Origin of the sequence: Paenibacillus spiritus (genome assembly GCF_008710135.1) — a bacterium.
Taxonomy (GTDB): domain Bacteria; phylum Bacillota; class Bacilli; order Paenibacillales; family Paenibacillaceae; genus Paenibacillus_AQ; species Paenibacillus_AQ glufosinatiresistens.
This window is the reverse complement of sequence record NZ_VYKK01000008.1, coordinates 131940-151883: the sequence shown is the minus strand read 5'-3', so window position 1 is coordinate 151883 and position 19944 is coordinate 131940. Positions and strand designations below refer to the sequence as shown.

Genomic DNA, 19944 nt, shown 5'->3' with positions numbered 1-19944 from the left:
ATTATTTACAAGGGTCCTTCTATGTGTTATTTTATACCTGTAAGCGGATACATTCAATTCATTTTTAATCATTTTACTAATACATAAAATGGGAGATGGTGAACTTGCCAGCCGACAAGCTGCAAGCCCGGCTTACGGTCGATAAATCCTTTGTGATTTCGGCGATCGACAAGCGCATCTATGGTTCTTTTATCGAGCATCTCGGACGCGCCGTATATGGAGGAATCTACGAGCCCGGACATCCTGAAGCGGATGAACGCGGATTTCGAAACGATGTGAAGAAGCTGATCCGGGAGATCGGCGTTCCGATTATTCGCTACCCCGGCGGGAATTTCGTATCCGGTTACAATTGGGAGGACGGCGTCGGTCCCGTGGAAGAGCGGCCGCGCCGGCTGGAGCTGGCCTGGCGGACCGTCGAGCCGAACGAAGTCGGTACGAACGAATTCATGAAGTGGGCTGCCGAGGCCGGATCGGAGCCAATGATGGCGGTCAATCTCGGAACCCGGGGTGTCGATGCCGCCCGCAATCTGCTGGAGTACTGCAATCACCCCGGCGGAACGAAATGGAGCGACCTCCGACGCAAGCACGGTTACGAGCAGCCGCACCGGATCAAGACCTGGTGCCTCGGCAACGAGATGGACGGTCCCTGGCAGATCGGCCAGAAGACGGCGGCCGAATACGGCCGGCTGGCTTACGAGACCGGCAAGGCCATGCGTCTGATCGACCCGCAGATCGAACTGGTCTCCTGCGGCAGCTCCAGCTCCGCGATGCCGACCTTCCCGGAATGGGAAGCGGTTACGCTGGACCATACCTACGAGGTGGCGGACTATGTATCGCTGCATCAGTACTATGGCAACCGGGATCATGACAGCGCGAATTTCCTGGCGCGTAGCATGGATCTGGATCATTTTATCAAGACGGTCGTCAGTACCTGTGACTATGTGAAAGCCAAGAAGCGCAGCAAGAAGACGATGAATCTGAGCTTCGACGAGTGGAACGTCTGGTATCACTCCAATGAGGCCGATATCCGGATCGAGCCTTGGACGGTCGGTCCGCCGCAGCTGGAAGACATCTACAATTTCGAGGATGCGCTCCTGGTCGGCAGCATGCTGATTACGTTCCTGAAGCACGCCGACCGCGTCAAGATCGCCTGTCTGGCCCAGCTCGTCAATGTCATTGCGCCGATTATGACGGAACCGGGCGGCGCCGCCTGGCGGCAGACGATCTTCTACCCTTACCTGCACGCCTCCCGTTACGGACGCGGCGTATCGCTTCAGCCAATTATAGATTCGCCGAAGTACGACGCCCAGGATTATACGGATGTCCCGTATCTGGACAGCGCCATCGTCTTTAATGAAGAGAATGACGAACTGACCCTCTTCGCGGTCAACCGCCACTTGAGCGAGGGTCTTCCGCTGACCTGCGATATCCGGGGATTCGAGGGATACGGGCTGCTGGAGCATATCGTGCTCCACCACGAGGACTTGAAAGCGTTCAACCGCGCCGGAGAAGAGCGGGTTGCCCCGCGCCGGACCGAAGGAACCGTCTGCCGCGACGGGTATGTCGAGACGGTGCTGCAGAATGCTTCCTGGAATGTGATCCGGCTTGGCCGGGTTCAATAACCGCCGGTAGTTAGAGCCGTTTATGGCTCTTCTATATAGCAATTCTTCTATAAACAGCTTCCAGCTAAATATTTCTAGGAGGGGTTAGTGTGTTAAAGAAAAAAGGTTGGTTCACCGTCATGTCTCTGGTGCTGGCATCCTCCGCAGTCCTCGCCGGCTGCGGCGGCAACAACGATAACGGCAACGCGGGCAGCAGCGCGGGCGCAACGGCCGGCAGCAATGCTTCCGGCAAATCGTCCAGCGGTGAAACGAAGAACCTGACATTCATGTTCAGAGGAGGCACCGACGAGCAGGCCGCCTACAAGAAAGTCGTCGATCAGTTCGAGAAAGATCATCCCGGCGTCAAGGTTAAAATCGTCGTTACGGCAGCCGATCAATACGCCACCAAGCTGAAAGCGGCAATTACCGGCAACAACGTTCCCGATGTCTTCTACTACGGCCCCGGCGATATTAAAGCCTACGTGAACAGCGGCATTCTGCTGAACCTGACCCCTTATATTGAGAAGGACAGCAGCATCAACCTCGACAACATCTGGAAATATGGCATTGACCTGTACCGGTACGACGGCACAACCGCCGGCCAGGGCGACATTTACGGCATGCCGAAAGACGTCGGCCCGTTCGCTCTCGGCTACAACAAGACGATGTTCGAGAAGAGCGGCGTTCCGCTCCCTGATAAAGATAAGCCGTACACCTGGGATGAGTTCATCAAGGTCAACCAGCAGCTGACAAAGGACACCGACGGTGACGGCAAAGTGGACCAGTTCGGCACAGGCTTCAACGTGAACTGGTCGCTGCAGTCGATGGTATGGTCCAACGGCGCCGACTGGCTGGATTCCACGAAGACCAAGGTTACGATCGACGATCCGAAATTCGCGGAAGCGCTTCAGTATTTTGCTGATATGCAGAACAAGTACCACATTACCCCGTCGACGGAACAAGCGCAGACCCTGGATACTTACCAGCGCTGGATGAAGGGCGAAATGGCGTTCTTCCCGGTCGGACCTTGGGATATGAGCACCTATGACAAACTGCCGTTCGAATATGATCTCATCCCGTGGCCGGCCGGCTCCACCGGCAAATCGGCAACCTGGACCGGATCGCTCGGCATCGGGGTATCGGCCAAGACGAAATACCCGGAAGAAGCGGTGGCTCTGACCAACTACCTGACGACCTCCAAGGAAGGCATGGACCTGCTCGTCGGAGCGAAGGTGCAGATTCCGAACCTGATCGACATGGCCGACACGTGGGCGAAGGATTCCTCCATCAAGCCGGCCAACAAGGAAGAGTTCCTGCAAGTCGTGAACGAGTACGGCCGTTCGCTGCCGGGCAACTACACGTACAACACCGAATGGTATGACCTGTTCTTCACGGACATTCAGCCTGTGCTCGACGGCAAGGTTACGGCTGCCGATTATGTGAAGTCCGAACAGCCGAAGATGCAGAAGCTGCTCGACAAGGCGATTGCACAGGAGCAGAAATCCAAGAAGTAATCCGTCTGCAAGTCAAGTGAAGAATGTTGCCGGCGCTGATGCCAAGCGGCCCGGCAGCATTCTTCATTCTAATCAGAACTTGAGGTGATACGTGCAATGTTCAAATCCAGCCTCTACCGGAAAGAGCGGATCTATGGATTCCTGTTCATTCTTCCGCCGTTGATCGGTCTGCTCGTCTTTACGCTGTATCCGATGATCTATTCCATCTACGGCTCGCTGACCGACTGGGACGGCCTGGGCCAGATGAATTTCATCGGCCTGAGCAATTTCAAGGACCTGCTCACCGATGAGCTGTTCCACAAGGCGCTGTTCAACACCCTGTACATGATGCTCGGCATTCCGGTCGGCATTACGCTGGCGCTGCTGCTGGCGCTCGGTCTGAACCGGGGCATTCCCGGCACGACGGCCTTCCGCGTGATCTATTATGTTCCCGTCATTTCGTCGCTGGCCGCCATCTCTATTATGTGGAGCTGGGCGTATAACGGCGACTTCGGTCTGGTTAACCAGTTCCTCGATCTGTTCGGCATTTCGGGACCGAACTGGCTGGCCAACAAGCATACCGTCAAGCCTGCGCTGATTATGATGGCCGTCTGGAAGGGTCTCGGCTATACGATGCTGCTCTATCTGGCTGCCCTTCAGAGCGTCTCCCGCTCGTATTACGAAGCGGCGGAGCTCGACGGCGCCGGGGGCTGGAAGACCTTCTGGCATATCACCTGGCCGATGGTCCGCCCGGTTACGTTCTTTATCGTAGTAACGAACATCATCGGGGGCTCGCAAATCTTCACCGAAATGAACATTATGACGCCTACAGGGGGACCGGAGTATGCCTCCGCTTCCGTCGTGTTCTACATTTGGCAGAAGGCGTTCGGCAATTTCCAAATGGGGTATGCGTCTGCGATGGCCGTCGTACTCGGATTGTTCATCTTTGTTGTGACACTGATCCAATTCCGGATGAACGAGAAATCTTCGTTCGACGTCGACTGATCGCGTAAAGGAGGAGACCCTATGAACTCATTGTCCTATTCGGGCAGAAGAAAACTGACCAATGCCCTGATCTTTATTCTGCTGGCCATCGGCGCCGTCTTCATGATCGGGCCGCTGCTGTGGATGCTCTCCACGTCCCTGAAGGAGAAGCAGGATGTGTTCGCCCTGCCGCCGGTGTGGATTCCGCATCCGTTTGTTTTTGACAAGTACAAGGAAATCTGGACGGCTGGTCCGCTGCTGAACGGCATCAAGAACAGCGTCATCATTGCGGTGTCCGTAACGGTGGTCGGAACGCTGACCTCCAGTCTCGCGGCCTTTGCGTTCGCCAAGCTGCAATTCCCGCTGAAGAACAAAATTTTTCTGCTGATGCTGTCGTCCCTGATGATTCCGTATCCCGCGGTCATGATTCCGCAGTTCTTCCTGTTCTCCAAGCTGGGCTGGATCGACACGCTGCTGCCGCTGATTGTACCCGGTCTGTTCGGCAACATTGTCATGATCTTCTTCCTGCGGCAGTATCTCAGCAGCGTGCCCAACGCCATTATCGAGGCCGCGAAGATTGACGGCAGCTCCTATTTCCGGCTGTACAGCTCGATTACCTTCCCGCTCATCAAGCCGGCCGTTGCCGCCCAGCTCATTCTGTGGTTCATGGGCATCTGGAATGATTATCTGGCGCCGATTATCTATCTGAATTCGCCGGAGAAGCAGACGCTTCAGCTGGTCATTGCGAACTTTAATGCGACTTATGCCATCCAGACCGATTATCCGCTCATTATGGCCGCATCCATTATTGCGCTGCTGCCGATGCTGATTACCTTCCTGATCTTCCAGAAGCAGATTATCGAGTCGGTCGCCATTTCGGGAGTCAAAGGCTAGAGGAGGCGAATCATGGACGAGAAGCCGGTGTTTCCGGATTCTCCGGTCGTGTTCCCGCTCCTATGACCTGTCGATCTCCGGCAGGGAGGAAGCGTGGACGATCAACAGCGCCCCGGGCGCATATAGAGATTAGGAGGGAACGGCTTGACCACTGTAATGAAATTGAAGGCGGACAAGAGCAAAGGCCGGATCAGCCGGCATATCTACGGTCACTTCGCCGAGCATCTCGGCAGGTGTATCTATGAAGGAATCTGGGTAGGCGAGAATTCGGATATTCCGAATACAGAAGGCTACCGCACCGATGTCCTGGAGGCGCTGCGGAATCTGAAGATTCCCGTGCTGCGCTGGCCGGGGGGCTGTTTTGCCGACGAATATCACTGGAAGGACGGCATCGGCCCTCGGGAAGGGCGCAAGCGGATGGTCAACACCCACTGGGGCGGCGTAACCGAGAACAATCATTTCGGCACCCATGAGTTCTTCCGCCTGTGCGAACTGCTGGACTGCGAGCCTTATATCTGCGGGAACGTCGGCAGCGGCACCGTTCAGGAGATGTCCGAGTGGGTGGAATATATGACGTTCGACGGCGAATCGCCGATGGCGGACTGGCGCCGCCGGAACGGCCGCGAGGAACCGTGGCGGCTGAAGTATTTCGGCGTCGGCAACGAGAACTGGGGCTGCGGCGGGAATATGCGTCCCGAGTATTACGCCGATCTGTACCGGCGGTATCAGACGTATACCCGCAATTACGGCGACAACCGGCTGTACAAAATCGCGGGAGGCCCCAATGTCGATGACTATCATTGGACCGAGACGCTGATGAGGGAAGCCGGCCGGTTCATGGACGGCCTCAGCCTGCATTACTACACCATCCCGGGCAGTTGGGAACAGAAGAAGTCCGCTCTGGGCTTCGACGAAGCCGACTGGGCCGAGACGATGGGCAAAGCCCTCCATATGGATGAGCTGATAACCCGGCATTCCGCGATCATGGATCAGTACGATCCCGAGAAGCGGGTCGGGCTCATTATAGACGAATGGGGAACCTGGTTCCTCTGCGAGCCGGGCACCAACCCGGGCTTCCTCTACCAGCAGAACAGCCTGCGCGATGCGCTGGTGGCGGGCATTCATCTGAATATCTTCCACAAGCACTGTGGCCGCGTCCATATGGCAAATCTGGCCCAGGCCGTCAATGTGCTGCAGGCTCCTGTGCTGACCGAAGGCGACAAGCTTGTCCTGACGCCCACCTATCATGTGCTGGAGATGTACAGCGTGCATCAGGACAACGAGTATCTGGAGCTTGTCTTTGACAGCCCCATGTATACGCACGGCAGCCAGCCGCTGCCGCAAATCAGCGCAACCGCATCGCGGGATGGGGAAGGACGCATTTATCTCTCTCTCTGCAACCTGAGCCACTGTGACGGAGCTTCCTTGACGATTCAGGTGGAGGGGGCCGAGACGGCCTCCGTAACGGGCCGGATTCTGACCCATTCCGATCTGGAAGCCCACAATACCTTCGAGGCCCCGGACCGGATTCAACCGGCGGCATTCCGCGGCGCTTCCTTGGCGAACGGCCTTCTATCCTGCGCCGTCCCGGCCGCATCCGTCATCGTGCTTGAGCTGTCTTGACACCTGGGTCCAATTCATACGAAGGAGATAAGCCGATATGAACAAGAAGACATTCAACAACCCTTTGATTGAACAGCGCGCCGATCCCTGGATTTACAGACATACGGACGGCTTCTACTATTTCACGGCATCCGTGCCGGAATACGACCGCATCGAGCTGCGGCGGGCTTCGTCCCTCGAAGGACTGGCTGAGGCCGAACCGGCCATTGTCTGGCGCAAATACGAGACCGGGCCGCTGAGCGCCAATATCTGGGCGCCGGAGATTCATTTTAATGCGGGCAAATGGTATATCTATTTTGCCGCCGCCCGCACGACCGAGACGAATGACGGATTGTTCGACCACCGGATGTTCGCGCTGGAGAATGCTTCGGAGAACCCGCTGGAAGGGGAATGGACCGAGAAAGGACAGGTCAAGTCCGCATGGGAATCCTTCTGTCTGGACGCGACTACCTTCGAGCACAAGGGCAAGCTCTACTACGTATGGGCCCAGAAAGATCCGGAGATTGAGGGCAATTCCAATCTGTATATTTCAGAAATGAGCAATCCGTGGACGCTGACCGGGAAGCAGACGATGATTTCGCAGCCGGAATACGACTGGGAGATTATCGGATTCCGCGTGAACGAGGGCCCGGCGGTTCTCAAGCGGAACGGGCGAATCTTCATCAGCTTCTCCGCCAGCGCCACCGACTTCAACTACTGCCTCGGCCTTCTGTGGGCGGACGAGAACGCCGATCTGTTGGAGGCGTCCTCCTGGACGAAGCTGCCGGAGCCGGTATTCCGGACGAACGAAGCCCACAGCCAGTACGGACCGGGACATAACAGCTTCACCGTGGACGAAGACGGCAGCGATGTGCTGGTCTATCATGCCCGCAGCTACAAGGAGATTACGGGCGACCCGCTGTACGATCCGAACCGCCATACCCGCGTCAAAATCTTCGGCTGGACCGAAGACGGCCTGCCGGAGTTCGGCGAGCCACAGCCCGATACCGAGTCGGGCCGCTGAGAAATTTACAACCTGATCGAGAGAGCCGCTTCATAAGAAAATGAAAGTGCCAGCCCGGATAATAATGGGCTGGCACTTTGCTGTTCCAGACTTCGAACAGACGGAACGTTGTATGCGTGCAGCAGGGTGCCGGTTACGGAACGTACTGCTGCACGATGGAGATAATCTGTCCGTTCTGCACGGTAATGTGATACGGGAAGGCTCCGAGGTCAATCACATCCGAGGAAGCGAACTGTCCGATGAACGTTCCCAGATTGACCGGTTCATTCCACTGGATATCGAGATCGGCGGGATCGCCGGTATGGTCGAACAATTGAACCTTCACGGAGGCGTCGGCTGCGACCGGATAGGTAATGGTATTGTCGCTGTCATTCACAATATAGTAGCCGTCCGGCGCGCCGCCGATTTCCCGGTAGGATTCCGGGTCTTCCTTGGCGAACATGGCGTCGGCCGCCTTGCCTTCATACCAATCAATCGGATCGGTGGTTACCGAGAAGCCATTGCCGTCGGTATGGAAGGCCTTCAGATAGACGGTATAGGTCTCGGCCGGAGCTGCCTGGTCCGCAGCCGCGCTTCCTGCGCTTCGGGCCACTGCAAAGGTTCCGCCCGTGCTGGCCGTACTGACGAGGGTTAGAAGCAGCAGGACCAGGACGGACAATATGTACGCTCTCTTCTTCATCAATCGGTTCTCCCCCTTGGCTAAAGCACGGTATAAGGCTTATATACCCGCTTCATCCGTTCTCAAACGCTTCTTTTCCTCTATAAACGTAATTTCGGGCAAAAAGGTTGCAAACCGTTCACACGGCAGACAAGGCTATTCATCAAACGGGGAGATTCCGGGCATAGTAAATATCGGAATTTATGCCAAGGGAGAGTGAGATCATGCCGGGGATTCTGCGGATCTACCGGACCGACTGGCGCCGCCTCTTCCGGGCTCCGGTCGCTCTGCTGCTGATAGGGGCGCTTGTGGTTCTCCCGTCCGTCTATGACTGGGTGAACGTTGCTGCGGTCTGGGACCCGTATACCCGCACATCGGGCATTCCGGTGGCGGTCGCGAACCTGGACCGGGGAAGCGCCGCTGCGGGAACTGTCTTCAATGTCGGCGAAGAGGTCGTGGCGAGCCTGCGGAACAACCCTTCGCTGGGCTGGCGTTTCGTAAGCCGGGCAGCTGCCGAGAGCGGCGTCCGGCGGGGCGATTATTATGCCGCCATCGTCATTCCGGCCGACTTCTCCGCCCGGCTGGCCGGGGTTCTGGAAGGCGGGGAGAACAAGCCGGAGCTGGTCTATGAGGTCAACGAGAAGCTGAATGCCATCGCGCCCAAGATTACCGATAAAGGCGCCTCGTCGATCACGGCCCGGATCGACGAGCATTTCACCCGGACGCTCAGCGAGACGGTGCTGGCTGCGCTGCAGCGCGCCGACCGGGAGCTGGTCTCGAAGCTTCCGATGATCCGAAGGGTGGAGGCGGGGCTGTTCGCGCTGGAGAAGCGGCTGCCGGAGCTGGAAGAGGCAGGGCAGAAGGTGCTGGAGGTGGAAGCGAAGTGGCCGGAGATTGCGGCCGCAGCCGAGCGGATCGCGGATCTGACCCGCCTGCTCCCGGAAGCCGATGCCGCCGCCTCTGCCGTCCTGCTGCTGCAGGAGCGCTGGCCGCAGATCGAAGAAGCGGCCGCGGGTCTGGCTCCGCTGCGGGACCGGCTTGCGCCCGGCCTGGAGCAGGCCGGAGCGATCGCCTCGCAGCTCGAGCAGGGCGCGGCCGATACCGCCGGCCGCCTCGAAGCGGCGCTGGCCGGGCTGGAAGCGGCCCGGGCGGCGCTGGAGGCCGCCGCCGAGCCGCCGGCGGCCGCTGCGGAACCGGCGGCAACCGCTCCGCCGGTTGAGGCGCTGGCGGCCGCGAAGCAGGCCGCCGACGCAGGCAGCGCCGCAGTTCAGGCGCTGCAGGGCAGCCTGCCGGAGCTGCGGCAGGCGGCGGAGACCGCCGCGTCGATAGCGGCGGAGGCGCGCCGGCTCGGCGAGCTGGCGAAGGCCGAGCTGCCGCAGGCGCTCTCCGGCCTGCCGGCGGCCGGAGCGAAGCTGGATGCCGCGGCCGTCTGGGTCCGCGGCGAGTGGCCCGCCGCCGAGCAGCGGCTGCGGGAGGTGTCCGGCCGGATCACGGCCGGACTGCCCGAGACCGGCCGCGACGTGCACCGGGCGGCTTCGCTCGTTCGCGGCCGGCTGCCGGAACTGACGCAGGCGGTGCGCCGGGCGGCGGATGCCGTCCGCCGGGTGAAGGGCGCGGCCAACCTGGACGAGGTGTCGGCGCTGCTTGCCGGAGACATGGCGGCGAGAAGCGATTTTCTGGCGAGCCCGGTCCTTCTGAAGGAGAAGAAGCTGTTCCCCATTCCGAACTATGGTTCGGCGATGACGCCGTTCTATGTAGTGCTGTCCCTCTGGGTGGGCGGGACGCTGCTGGTCTCGCTGCTGCGGATTTCGGTAGAGACGGATGAAGGCCGGTACCGGCCGTATCAGCTCTTCTTCGGCCGGCTGCTGACCTTCTCTACCATCGGCGTGCTGCAAGCGCTGGTAGCCGTTCTCGGCAATCTGTACCTGCTGCACTGCTATGTGGCGAGTCCGGCCGTCTTCGTCCTGTCGGCGGTGCTGATCAGCCTGGTGTTTGTTACCGTGCTGTTCGTTCTGGTCTCGGTGTTCGGCAATGTCGGCAAGGGCATCGCCATTATCTTCATGGTGCTGCAATTCTCCAGCTCGGGCGGGACGTTCCCGGTCTCCACCGCCGGTCCCTTCTTCGAGGCGCTGCATCCGTTCATGCCTTTCACCTATGCCATCGGCCTCCTGCGCGAGGCGGTAGGGGGAGCGGAGTCTGAAACGGTTCTGCGGGATGCAGCCGGGCTGCTCGGATTCGCAGCCTTGGCGCTGCTCGCCGCGCTCGCGCTGAAGCGCCCGCTGGAGCGGCTGGTTCGGCATTCGGCCGAGCAGGCTGCCCGGTCTCGTCTGATTTCATAAGGGTCCGGGCATCAGGCGCTAAGAGCCGAAATTGGCGAAGTCTGGAATTTATCCACCGAAGGGAGAGAAAGAGCATGAGCGGCAGCATGAAGAACGGCGGAGAGCCGGATTCCCTGTCCGGCAAGCTGGATCAGGATATCGAAGAGATCGGCCGCAGGCTCGGAGGAAGCTCCGATCTGGCCGTCAAATCGCTGGTGGTCTCGGGGCGCTATCCATCGGCCCTGGTCTACCTGGAGGGGCTGGCGGATCAGACGCTGCTTCAGACTGCCCTCGAGTCGCTGATGCGCGTTCCCGGGGATGGCGGTGAGAGCGAAGCAGTGCAGGCGGGACAGCCGCCGGAGGACGATCTGCTTCGCCGGATCTGCGAGCGGGTCCTGACGACCGGCGGAAGCAGCCGGGTGAAGGACTTCAACGAGCTGTTCCAGTCGCTTCTGTCCGGCGACAGCATCCTGATGGTTGAAGGACAGAGCGAAGCGATCGCGGCCGGAACCGGCGGGGCCGAGGAGCGGTCCGTCGGTGAGCCGACCTCGCAGGCGGTCGTCCGGGGTCCGATGGAAGGATTTACGGAGAATATCCGAACCAATATATCGCAGATTCGCCGGCGCATCCGCGATACGGGCCTCTGGAGCGAGAAATACATCATCGGCCGGCGGACCCATACCGAGGTCGCAGTGCTGTATATGAAGGACATTGTGCGTCCCGAGGTGCTAGAGGAGGTCCGAATTCGTCTCGGCTCCATTGACATCGACGGCATTCTGGAGAGCGGTTATATAGAAGAATTCATTCAGGAGACGACCTTCACCCCGTTCCCGACGGTCTTCAATACGGACCGTCCCGATACGGCGGCGGGAGCGCTGCTGGAGGGCAGGGTCGTCATCATTGTGGACGGCACCCCGTTCGTTCTGCTGGTGCCGGCGCTGTTCGTTCAATTCTTTCAATCCGCCGAGGATTACTATCAGCGTGCCGACATCAGCTCGCTGCTTCGGTTGGTACGGGTCATATCCCTGTTCATATCCATGCTGCTTCCCGCTCTCTATGTATCGCTGACGACCTATCATCAGGAGATGCTGCCTACGGCTATGCTGATCTCGCTTGCCGCCCAGCGCGAGGGGGTTCCCTTTCCGGCGTTTGTCGAAGCGCTCCTCATGGAATTCATCTATGAGGTATTGCGCGAAGCGGGTGTTCGAATGCCCCGGACCGTCGGCCAGGCGGTATCCATTGTCGGTACACTGGTCATAGGCCAAGCGGCGGTTGACGCGGGAATCATCTCCGCTGCCATGGTCATTATCGTCTCGCTTACTGCTATTTCCAGCTTTGTTATTCCGTCCATCAGTATGTCGATCTCCGTCCGTATTATCCGGTTCGGCATGATGATTCTGGCAGGTTCCTTCGGGCTGGTGGGCATATTTTTCGGATGCGTCCTGCTGACCGTTCATATCTGCAGTCTTCGTTCATTCGGGGTTCCGTACTCCATGCCGTTCGCGCCTGCGGCGGAGGACGAATGGCAGGATACCATTCTTCGAGTCCCCTGGCCGCGGATGAAGCGGCGGCCGACGACGGCGGTTGCAGGCAATCGCCAGCGTCTGGGAAAGCGGGGGCATAAGGGAGGCGGCAGGTCATGAGCGGGCGGGTTCGTATCTGGCGGAGAACCGCGCTCGTGCTGCTTCTCCTTCTGCCGTGCCTTACCGGCTGCTGGGACCGTCACGAGCTGAACGAGCTCGCGCTTGGCGTCGGCCTTGGAATCGATAAGACGGGCGACGGCTACAAGCTGACCGCCCAAGTGGTAATTCCATCCGAAGTTGCGGTGAACATGAACAGCTCCGGGGGACTGCCGGTTACGGTCTATGAAGAGTCCGGACCGACCATATTTGAAGCTCTGCGCAAAATGACCATACGAAGTCCCCGGAAGGTCTATCTGGCGCACCTTCAGGTAGTCATTCTCGGAGAGGAGCTGGCCCGGGAGGGAGTCGCCGATTTTATCGACTTTCTCGTAAGGGACCCTGAGGTCCGCGGAAATTTCTATATGATTGTCGCAAAAGACACCACCGCCGAACAGACGCTGCGGATCCTGACGCCGCTGGAACGCATTCCGGCCAACAAGCTGTTCAGTTCACTGACAGTCTCCACCAATTACTATTCACCCACTTCGAACGTCAACATGATGCAGCTCTTGGACGAACTGTTGGCCGAGGGACGTGATCCCGTGCTGACCGGACTTATGATCACGGGCGATGCGAAGAAGGGGGAGGAAGCGAACGGAGTCAAAAGTACGCTTCCTTCCGCACGGCTGGTCTACAAGAACCTCGCGGTATTCCGGTCCGACAAGCTCATCGGATGGCTGGATGAGAATGAATCCAAGGGCTTCAATTATGTGACAAATCAGATTCAGAACTCGGTCGGCCACATCGTGGTCAACGGAAATAAAATTACGACCGAGGCGACCAACAGCACGACCAAGATCCGGGTACGGGAAGTAGAGGGACGCCCGGTGTTTGACATTCATGTTCAAAATACGGTCAATTTGGCGGATGTCGCAAGTCCGATTGATGTCACCGAGAAGAAGAATCTCAGGATGATTGAGAAGAAAGCGGCGGAAAAGATTGTATGGCTGATGAATCAGGCCATTGAAGCGGAGAAGACAAGGATGCACAGCGATTTCCTGGGACTTGGACGTGCGGTGAAACAGCAGCAGCCGGCTCTCTGGCTCCGTCTCGGAGAGGGCTGGAATGACCGGCTGAGCGAGCTGGATATTCACTGCCGGGCGGATGTTCATATTCTTCTGTCAGGTTCAAGCGGAGCTTCGATTAAGCATTCATTGGAGGAATAAGAGATGGTGATTGCGTTCATCATTCTGGTCGGCATGCTGATTGCCTTCAAGGAACTGTGGCCCTTGCTGCGAAGGAAGCAGTACCGGGATGCAGTGGTGTGCGGGCTGCTGTCCGGCGCAGGCCTTTTCTGTTCCGCGGCGGCGGGGGCGGGGGTGAAATGGCAGAGCCCGCTAGAGCTTCTGGTCTTTTTGTATGATCCTGTAGTGAAGTGGATGCGCTGGATTCTGTAGCGCTGCGGAAGGGGAGAAACGCTTGTGAAACCGCCAGGTCAGGAAAGAATCAGTACCCGACAAGTCGCTTGTCTGGTCTTCTATATGATTGTCGGAGATATGCTGTTTGTTCTGCCTCCCCTCACCGCTGCCAAGAGCGGGTCTGCGGCCTGGCTCTCGGCGTTGATAGCCGTTCCGGCCGCCCCGCTGATTATGTGGCTGCTGCTCGTTGTGAGCCGGCTTCATCCGGAGCTGCGACTGAGCGGACTGGCGGAGAAGGTGCTCGGCAAATGGCCGGGAAGGATCGTCTCCGGCGGGTATGCGGTGTATTTTGTGCTCGGCGGCGCTACCTATGCCCGGGAGACTGTGGATTTTCTCAGTACGGAGATTCTGACGGATACGCCGATCCGGGTGCTGGATATTTTGGGACTCCTCGCCATCGCCTATGTGCTGCGCAAAGGGCTGGAGCCGCTCGCCCGCTCGGGCGAGATCTTCTTCGGGATCTTCATCGCGGTGCTGGTTGTGGTTATCATCCTGACGATTCCTAATTTCACATGGACGAACCTTCAGCCGGTAACCGGTAACGGCGCACTCTCGATTGTCAAGGGAGGAATATACAATGCGCTGTTTCCCTGGACGGAGCTCTGCCCGTTGCTCGTACTGATGCCTTATGTCAAGCGGCGGAAGCACACCGGCCGCGATCTGCTGCTGACCAGTCTACTGGGCTCGTTCCTGATGGTCGGCATTATTGCTGCGTGTCTGCTGGTGCTCGGGGAGGGGCTGTGCCGGACCTTGCTCTATCCGGCTTATGTGCTTGCCCAATCCATAGATATCGGCCACTTTCTGCAACGAATCGAAGTGATGCTGGCGATCAACTGGCTATTCGGAATCTGCTTCAAAGCGACTCTGTACCAGTTCGCCTTTCTGGAAATGCTGGCGGGGATGACAAGGATGAAGGACAAAAAGCCGCTCATTTATCCCGGCATCCTGCTGATGTTCGGCTTGACTTACCTCATTAGCCCCAACATGCTGTACTATGCCTTTTATATCACCGACTACTATTTAATGTGGGATATTACGTTCGGCATTCTGCTGCCGCTCCTGATCCTTGCCGTTGCTCTGGTCCGCAGGAAGCGTGCGGCCGCTTGAACCGGCTCTCCCGCTGATTTATGATCGGAGTAGAAGGGGAGGTGCCGGCATGAATCTGTTTCTTGAAATCCCCAAGCTCAACCGCCATTTTCCGTTTCGCTGCTTCACGAATCAAGGGGACACGCTGGTCTACCCGCATTGGCACAAAGAGATCGAGATCATCTACGTGACCAAGGGCACGCTTCAGCTCGGCATCAATGACGAGCCGGTCCAGATGCGGCAGGGCGAAATCCAGTTCATCAACGGCGGGGAGGTGCATTTTTTCCTGGCCTCTCCCGACAGCGAACGCGCGGTCATTCAGTTCGATCTCCAGCTCTTCCAGGAGGTGCTGGCATGGAGCGGCGAAGATATCGCGCTGCGCGATGTCTTCACCCAGATGGCGCATTCCAGTCTGGAATGGCCGGAAGAGACGGCTTCCCGCATGAGGAAGCTGATCGAAGATATTTTCCGCGAGAATGCAGAGCGGGGCCCGGCCTGGGGCTACCGGTTGAAGGCGCGCGTATTTGATATGTTCGCGCTTATTGTGCGCGAGGTCCCGTCCGATCCCCATGCCGCAGACCCCCGCATCTCCGAGGATGCGCTGAACCGGTCCCGGGATACGCTCGGGAAGCTGGAGCGGATTTTCAACTATGTGGAGAGCCACTACCGGGAGCCGATTTCGCTGGGAGAGGTCGCCGATTATATGGGGTTTAGCCCGTATTACTTCACCAAGCTGTTCAAGCGCAATACGGGCATGACGTTTATCGAGTTCCTCAATGAATACCGGCTGAACAAAGCCAAATGGCTGCTGCTGAACGAAGAAACCTCGATGGCGGAGGTCGCCGAGAGCGCCGGATTCGGCAGCGTCAAGACGTTCCACCATCTGTTCAAGGAATCGACCGGCGTATCGCCGCTGCGCTACCGGAGGACAATATTCGGGAATAATACGACAAGAATGTAGGAAGAAAGCGCTTCGCCTCTTCGGTATTATAGGAGTGTGAACGAAACCTAACTTTAGAGCGTGGAGGTCTATCTGGCTTATGACACTTCGAATCGGAATTATCGGCTGCGGCGGCATTGCGAACGGCAAACATATGCCCGCCCTGAAAGCAATCAAGGAAGCGCAGATGGTGGCATTCTGCGATATCGTGCCCGAGCGGGCGGAGAAAGCGAAGAGCCAGTTCGGCGACGAGAACGCGGCGGTCTATACGGATTACCGCGAACTGCTGGCGGACGGAAGCATTGATGTGGTGCATGTGTGCACTCCGAATATCTCCCACGCCGAAATCTCCATCGCGGCGATGGAAGCGGGCAAGCATGTCATGTGCGAGAAGCCGATGGCCAAGACGACGGCCGAAGCGCAGGCGATGATCGACGCGTCCAAGCGGACGGGACGGAAGCTGACGATCGGTTACCAGAACCGGTTCCGCGCCGACTCGCAGTACCTGCATACGGTATGCGAGAACGGAGAACTGGGCGAGATCTACTATGCCAAGGCCAAAGCGATCCGCCGCCGCGCCGTTCCGACCTGGGGCGTCTTCCTGGACGAGGAAGCGCAGGGCGGAGGACCGCTGATCGATATCGGCACGCATGCCCTCGACCTGACGCTCTGGATGATGGACAATTATAAACCGAAATATGTAGTAGGGAACGCCTACCACAAGCTATCTGGTCGCAAGAACGCGGCGAACGCCTGGGGACCTTGGGACCCCGAGAAATTTACGGTCGAAGATTCGGCCATCGGTTTCATTACGATGGAGAACGGAGCGACCATCGTGCTGGAAGCAAGCTGGGCGCTGAACACGCTGGATGTCGGCGAAGCGAAGACCACTCTTCACGGAACAGAAGGCGGCGCCGATATGGAGAAGGGGCTGCGCATCAACGGCGAGGCGCACGGCCGTACCTACGAGAAGACGATCGGTCTGGATGCGGGCGGCGTCGATTTCTACGACGGCGCAGGCGATGATCCGGCGGTGGCGGAAGCCCGCCAGTGGATCAGCAGCATTCTCGACGGCACCGAGCCGGTCGTGAAGCCGGAGCAGGCTCTGATCGTGACCCGGATTCTGGAGGCCATTTATACCTCCTCGGAGACCGGACAGCCCGTTTATTTTGACTGAATGACTGTGTGAGTAACTGATTAACTGATTAATTAACTGATTGACATAACCTATATATGATCCTTGGGGAGAGAAGTTAAGACGATGACCAGAGTAACCGTATGGAACGAGTATCGGCATGAGCTGCAGGAAGAACGGATTCGGGAGATCTACCCGGCGGGCATCCACAATCAGATTGCAAGCTTTCTGATTGCAGCCGGGATGGAAGTCGGTACGGCCACGCTGGATGAGCCGGAACACGGGCTGACGCAGGAGGTCCTGGACCGTACCGACGTGCTGATCTGGTGGGGACACATGGCCCACGGAGAAGTCAGCGACGAGATTGTGAACCGGGTGCACGACCGCGTGCTGAAGGGAATGGGCCTTGTGGTTCTGCACTCGGGCCATATGTCCAAAATCTTCATGAAGCTGATGGGCACAAGCTGTGATCTGAAATGGCGCGACGCCGGCGAGAAGGAACGCATCTGGGTCATGAATCCGAGCCATCCGATCGCGGAAGGCATCGGAGAGTACATTGACCTCGAACGCGAGGAGATGTACGGAACGCATTTCGATGTGCCGGCTCCTGACGAACAGATCTTCGTCGGCTGGTTCGAGGGCGGCAACGTCTTCCCGAGCGGATTGACCTACCGCCGCGGCAGCGGCAAGATCTTCTATTTCCAGCCCGGCCATGAAGCCTATCCAATCTATTATCATCCCGATATCCAGCGCGTCATTGTCAACGGCGTCCGCTGGTGCGAGCCTACACCGCGCGCATATCCGGTATACGGCCATTCGGAAGCTCTGGAACCGATCAAAGGAGGCGCAGTGCTCTTATGAAACTCGGCGTATTCGATCCCGTATTCGCATCATTGACTTTGGAAGAAATGCTTGACAAGCTGGAAGCGGCCGGCCTGCAGGCCGTAGAAATTGGCTCCGGCGGCAATCCCGGCAACAGCCATTGCCCGACGGACGATCTGCTCGTAAGCGAAGCCGCACGCAAGGCGTATCTGGAGAAATTCGAGCGCCGCGGTCTGACAATCAGCGCGTTCAGCTGTCATAACAACCCGATATCACCGGACCCGGAAGAGGCGAAGGCCGGCGACGAGATTCTCCGCAAAAGCATTAAGCTCGCTTCGCTGATGGGCGTGCCTGTCGTCAATACGTTCTCCGGCACGGCCGGGGACAGCGACGACGCCAAGGCTCCGAACTGGCCGGTCATTGCCTGGCCGACCGTCTATTCCGACATTCTGGAATGGCAGTGGGAGCAGAAGCTCATTCCGTACTGGAAGGAGATCGGCAAGTTCGCCGAAGAGCACGGCGTCAAGATCGGCATCGAGCTGCACGGCGGCTTCCTCTGCCATTCGCCGTATACGATCCTGAAGCTGCGCGAAGCGACCTGCGACGCCATCGGCGTCAATCTGGACCCGAGCCATCTCTGGTGGCAGGGTATTGATCCGGTTGCCGCCATCAAGATTCTCGGCAAGGCCGGAGCCATCCATCATTTTCATGCCAAGGACACGTATCTGGACCAGGACAACATCAACCTGTACGGCGTGCTCGACATGCAGCCATACGGCAACGTGCAGACGCGCGCCTGGACCTTCCGGTCCGTGGGCTGCGGCCACAGCATGACCGAATGGTCGAACATCATCAGCGCGCTGCGGACCTATGGCTACGACCATGTGGTCAGCATTGAGCACGAAGATCCGCTGATGTCGGTCGACGAAGGCTTCCAGCGCGCCGTGACGAATCTGCAGTCGATTCTGATCCGCGATCAGCCGACGGATATGTGGTGGGCTTAAGCCCGCCGCCCCTCGCTTCATCGGGTTATCAGGTCACCGGTTCAGTCCGCCCAGCGGACCGCCGGTGGCCTTTGCTTCAATTTCGGGAACGTACAAGACCAGAAATCCAGAAGGGAAGTTAATGAAATGGAGAACAAGACCTATAACGTTGTGGTCGTCGGTTACGGCGGCATGGGCAGTTACCACGGACAGCTGATCGCGCCGGTGCCCGGCATCGCGCTTACGGGCGTATACGATATTGTGGAATACCGGATGGAGCTGGCCCGCAGCCAGGGCTTCCGGACTTATGGGAGCTACGGGGAAGTGCTGGCTGACGAGAGCGTCGATGTGGTCGTGATTGCGACTCCGAACGATGTTCATAAGGATCTGGCCATTCAGGCGCTCCAGGCCGGCAAGCACGTCGTCTGCGAGAAGCCGGTTACGGTGACCAGCGCCGAGCTGCTGGAGATTGTTCAGGCGGCCAAGGAAGCGGACCGGGTATTCATGGTTCATCAGAACCGGCGCTGGGATGAGGACTTCCTCATGGTCAAGAACCTGGTCGAGAACAAGAAGGCCGGCGAGGTCTTTCATGTAGAGTCCCGCGTACAGGGAGCGAACGGAATTCCGGGAGACTGGCGTCAGCTGAAAGCCTACGGCGGCGGCATGCTGCTGGACTGGGGCGTTCATCTGCTCGATCAGCTCCTCCTGCTTACGGACAGCGAGATCGAGACGGTGACGGCCAGCCTCAGTACAATTTTGGGCACCGAAGTGGACGACGGCTTCACTGCCCACATCCGGTTCAAGGACGGTCTCACCGCAGTGATTGAAGTCGGCACCACGAACTTCATTAAGCTGCCACGCTGGTACGTCAAGGGCACGGAGGGAACGGCAGTTATCTATGACTGGGACCTCAGCGGCGAGATTGTGACCCGCAACCAGGCAGTGGCCCATGTGGAGCCGAAGCCGATCCAGGCCGGCGTCGGCCTGACGAAGACCATGGCCCCGCCGAGCGAGGAATCGACGATCCGCGAGCCGTTCGAACGCGTTCCCTCGAAGACCGAGAGCTTCTACGAGAATCTCGTCTCTGTAATCGAGGGCAAGGCTCAGCCGCTTGTGCGGAACGAGCAGGTTCTCCGCGTACTGATGCTCATCGAAGCGATCTTTGAAGCGGCCGAGACGCGCAGCGTGGTTCACCGCACGATCTGATTCATCCGAAGATAAAGAAGCCTTTCCCGGGAGGAATGGAGAGGAAGATCATCCATTCTGCGGGAGGGCTTCTTTGATGTGCCTGTCAGCGGGGATGC

Annotated in this window: 17 protein-coding genes; 16 read left to right on the top strand and 1 reads right to left on the bottom strand. The window is 58.4% G+C overall.

Annotation, left to right across the window (positions count from 1 at the left end):
* Positions 1-95 precede the first annotated feature (95 nt).
* The 6 genes from F4V43_RS08105 to F4V43_RS08080 all read left to right on the top strand — a co-directional run bounded on the left by F4V43_RS08105 (position 96) and on the right by F4V43_RS08080 (position 7598).
* Complete coding sequence (locus F4V43_RS08105) at positions 96-1622, top strand: alpha-N-arabinofuranosidase (protein WP_150457734.1); 1527 nt, start codon at positions 96-98, stop codon at positions 1620-1622.
* 89 nt (positions 1623-1711) lie between these two features.
* Positions 1712-3115, top strand: a complete 1404-nt coding sequence (locus F4V43_RS08100; protein WP_150457733.1) for an ABC transporter substrate-binding protein — start codon at positions 1712-1714, stop codon at positions 3113-3115.
* 96 nt (positions 3116-3211) lie between these two features.
* The gene (locus F4V43_RS08095; protein ID WP_150457732.1) at positions 3212-4099 is read left to right on the top strand and encodes a carbohydrate ABC transporter permease; all 888 of its coding nucleotides are present in this window, start codon (positions 3212-3214) and stop codon (positions 4097-4099) included.
* Positions 4100-4120: 21 nt separating this feature from the next.
* The gene (locus F4V43_RS08090) at positions 4121-4972 is read left to right on the top strand and encodes a carbohydrate ABC transporter permease (protein ID WP_408638335.1); all 852 of its coding nucleotides are present in this window, start codon (positions 4121-4123) and stop codon (positions 4970-4972) included.
* 156 nt (positions 4973-5128) lie between these two features.
* On the top strand, positions 5129-6595 hold the full coding sequence (locus tag F4V43_RS08085; RefSeq protein WP_150457834.1) for an alpha-N-arabinofuranosidase: 1467 nt from the start codon (positions 5129-5131) through the stop codon (positions 6593-6595).
* A gap of 37 nt (positions 6596-6632) precedes the next feature.
* On the top strand, positions 6633-7598 hold the full coding sequence (locus F4V43_RS08080; RefSeq protein WP_150457731.1) for a family 43 glycosylhydrolase: 966 nt from the start codon (positions 6633-6635) through the stop codon (positions 7596-7598).
* A gap of 133 nt (positions 7599-7731) precedes the next feature.
* On the opposite strand, the gene F4V43_RS08075 is transcribed toward F4V43_RS08080, so the two are convergent.
* Positions 7732-8277 carry a hypothetical protein gene (locus tag F4V43_RS08075; protein WP_150457730.1) on the bottom strand — a complete coding sequence of 182 codons (546 nt, stop codon included), beginning with the start codon at positions 8275-8277 and terminating at the stop codon, positions 7732-7734.
* Positions 8278-8480: 203 nt separating this feature from the next.
* Between F4V43_RS08075 and F4V43_RS08070 the strand changes: the two genes are divergently transcribed.
* The 10 genes from F4V43_RS08070 (at position 8481) to F4V43_RS08025 (ending at position 19846) form a co-directional block, all read left to right on the top strand.
* A complete protein-coding gene (locus F4V43_RS08070) occupies positions 8481-10595 on the top strand; it encodes a YhgE/Pip domain-containing protein (protein WP_191089522.1) in 2115 nt (704 codons plus the stop codon).
* A gap of 74 nt (positions 10596-10669) precedes the next feature.
* Positions 10670-12217 carry a spore germination protein gene (locus tag F4V43_RS08065; RefSeq protein WP_150457728.1) on the top strand — a complete coding sequence of 516 codons (1548 nt, stop codon included), beginning with the start codon at positions 10670-10672 and terminating at the stop codon, positions 12215-12217.
* Positions 12214-13422 carry a Ger(x)C family spore germination protein gene (locus tag F4V43_RS08060; RefSeq protein WP_150457727.1) on the top strand — a complete coding sequence of 403 codons (1209 nt, stop codon included), beginning with the start codon at positions 12214-12216 and terminating at the stop codon, positions 13420-13422. The genes F4V43_RS08065 and F4V43_RS08060 overlap by 4 nt, the downstream gene beginning before the upstream one ends.
* 3 nt (positions 13423-13425) lie before the next feature.
* A complete protein-coding gene (locus F4V43_RS08055; RefSeq protein ID WP_150457726.1) occupies positions 13426-13653 on the top strand; it encodes a hypothetical protein in 228 nt (75 codons plus the stop codon).
* A gap of 24 nt (positions 13654-13677) precedes the next feature.
* Complete coding sequence (locus F4V43_RS08050) at positions 13678-14781, top strand: endospore germination permease (protein ID WP_150457725.1); 1104 nt, start codon at positions 13678-13680, stop codon at positions 14779-14781.
* Positions 14782-14830: 49 nt separating this feature from the next.
* Entirely contained in the window at positions 14831-15721 is an 891-nt protein-coding gene (locus F4V43_RS08045; RefSeq protein WP_150457724.1) for a helix-turn-helix transcriptional regulator, read from the top strand.
* Between the two features lie 79 nt (positions 15722-15800).
* Complete coding sequence (locus F4V43_RS08040) at positions 15801-16877, top strand: Gfo/Idh/MocA family protein (protein ID WP_150457723.1); 1077 nt, start codon at positions 15801-15803, stop codon at positions 16875-16877.
* Positions 16878-16961: 84 nt separating this feature from the next.
* Entirely contained in the window at positions 16962-17696 is a 735-nt protein-coding gene (locus tag F4V43_RS08035) for a ThuA domain-containing protein (protein WP_150457722.1), read from the top strand.
* Positions 17693-18661 carry a sugar phosphate isomerase/epimerase family protein gene (locus tag F4V43_RS08030; RefSeq protein ID WP_150457721.1) on the top strand — a complete coding sequence of 323 codons (969 nt, stop codon included), beginning with the start codon at positions 17693-17695 and terminating at the stop codon, positions 18659-18661. Before F4V43_RS08035 ends, F4V43_RS08030 begins: the two co-directional genes overlap by 4 nt.
* A 126-nt stretch (positions 18662-18787) precedes the next feature.
* Positions 18788-19846: a Gfo/Idh/MocA family protein gene (locus F4V43_RS08025; RefSeq protein WP_150457720.1), complete on the top strand. Its 1059-nt coding sequence runs from the start codon at positions 18788-18790 to the stop codon at positions 19844-19846.
* Positions 19847-19944 lie beyond the last annotated feature (98 nt).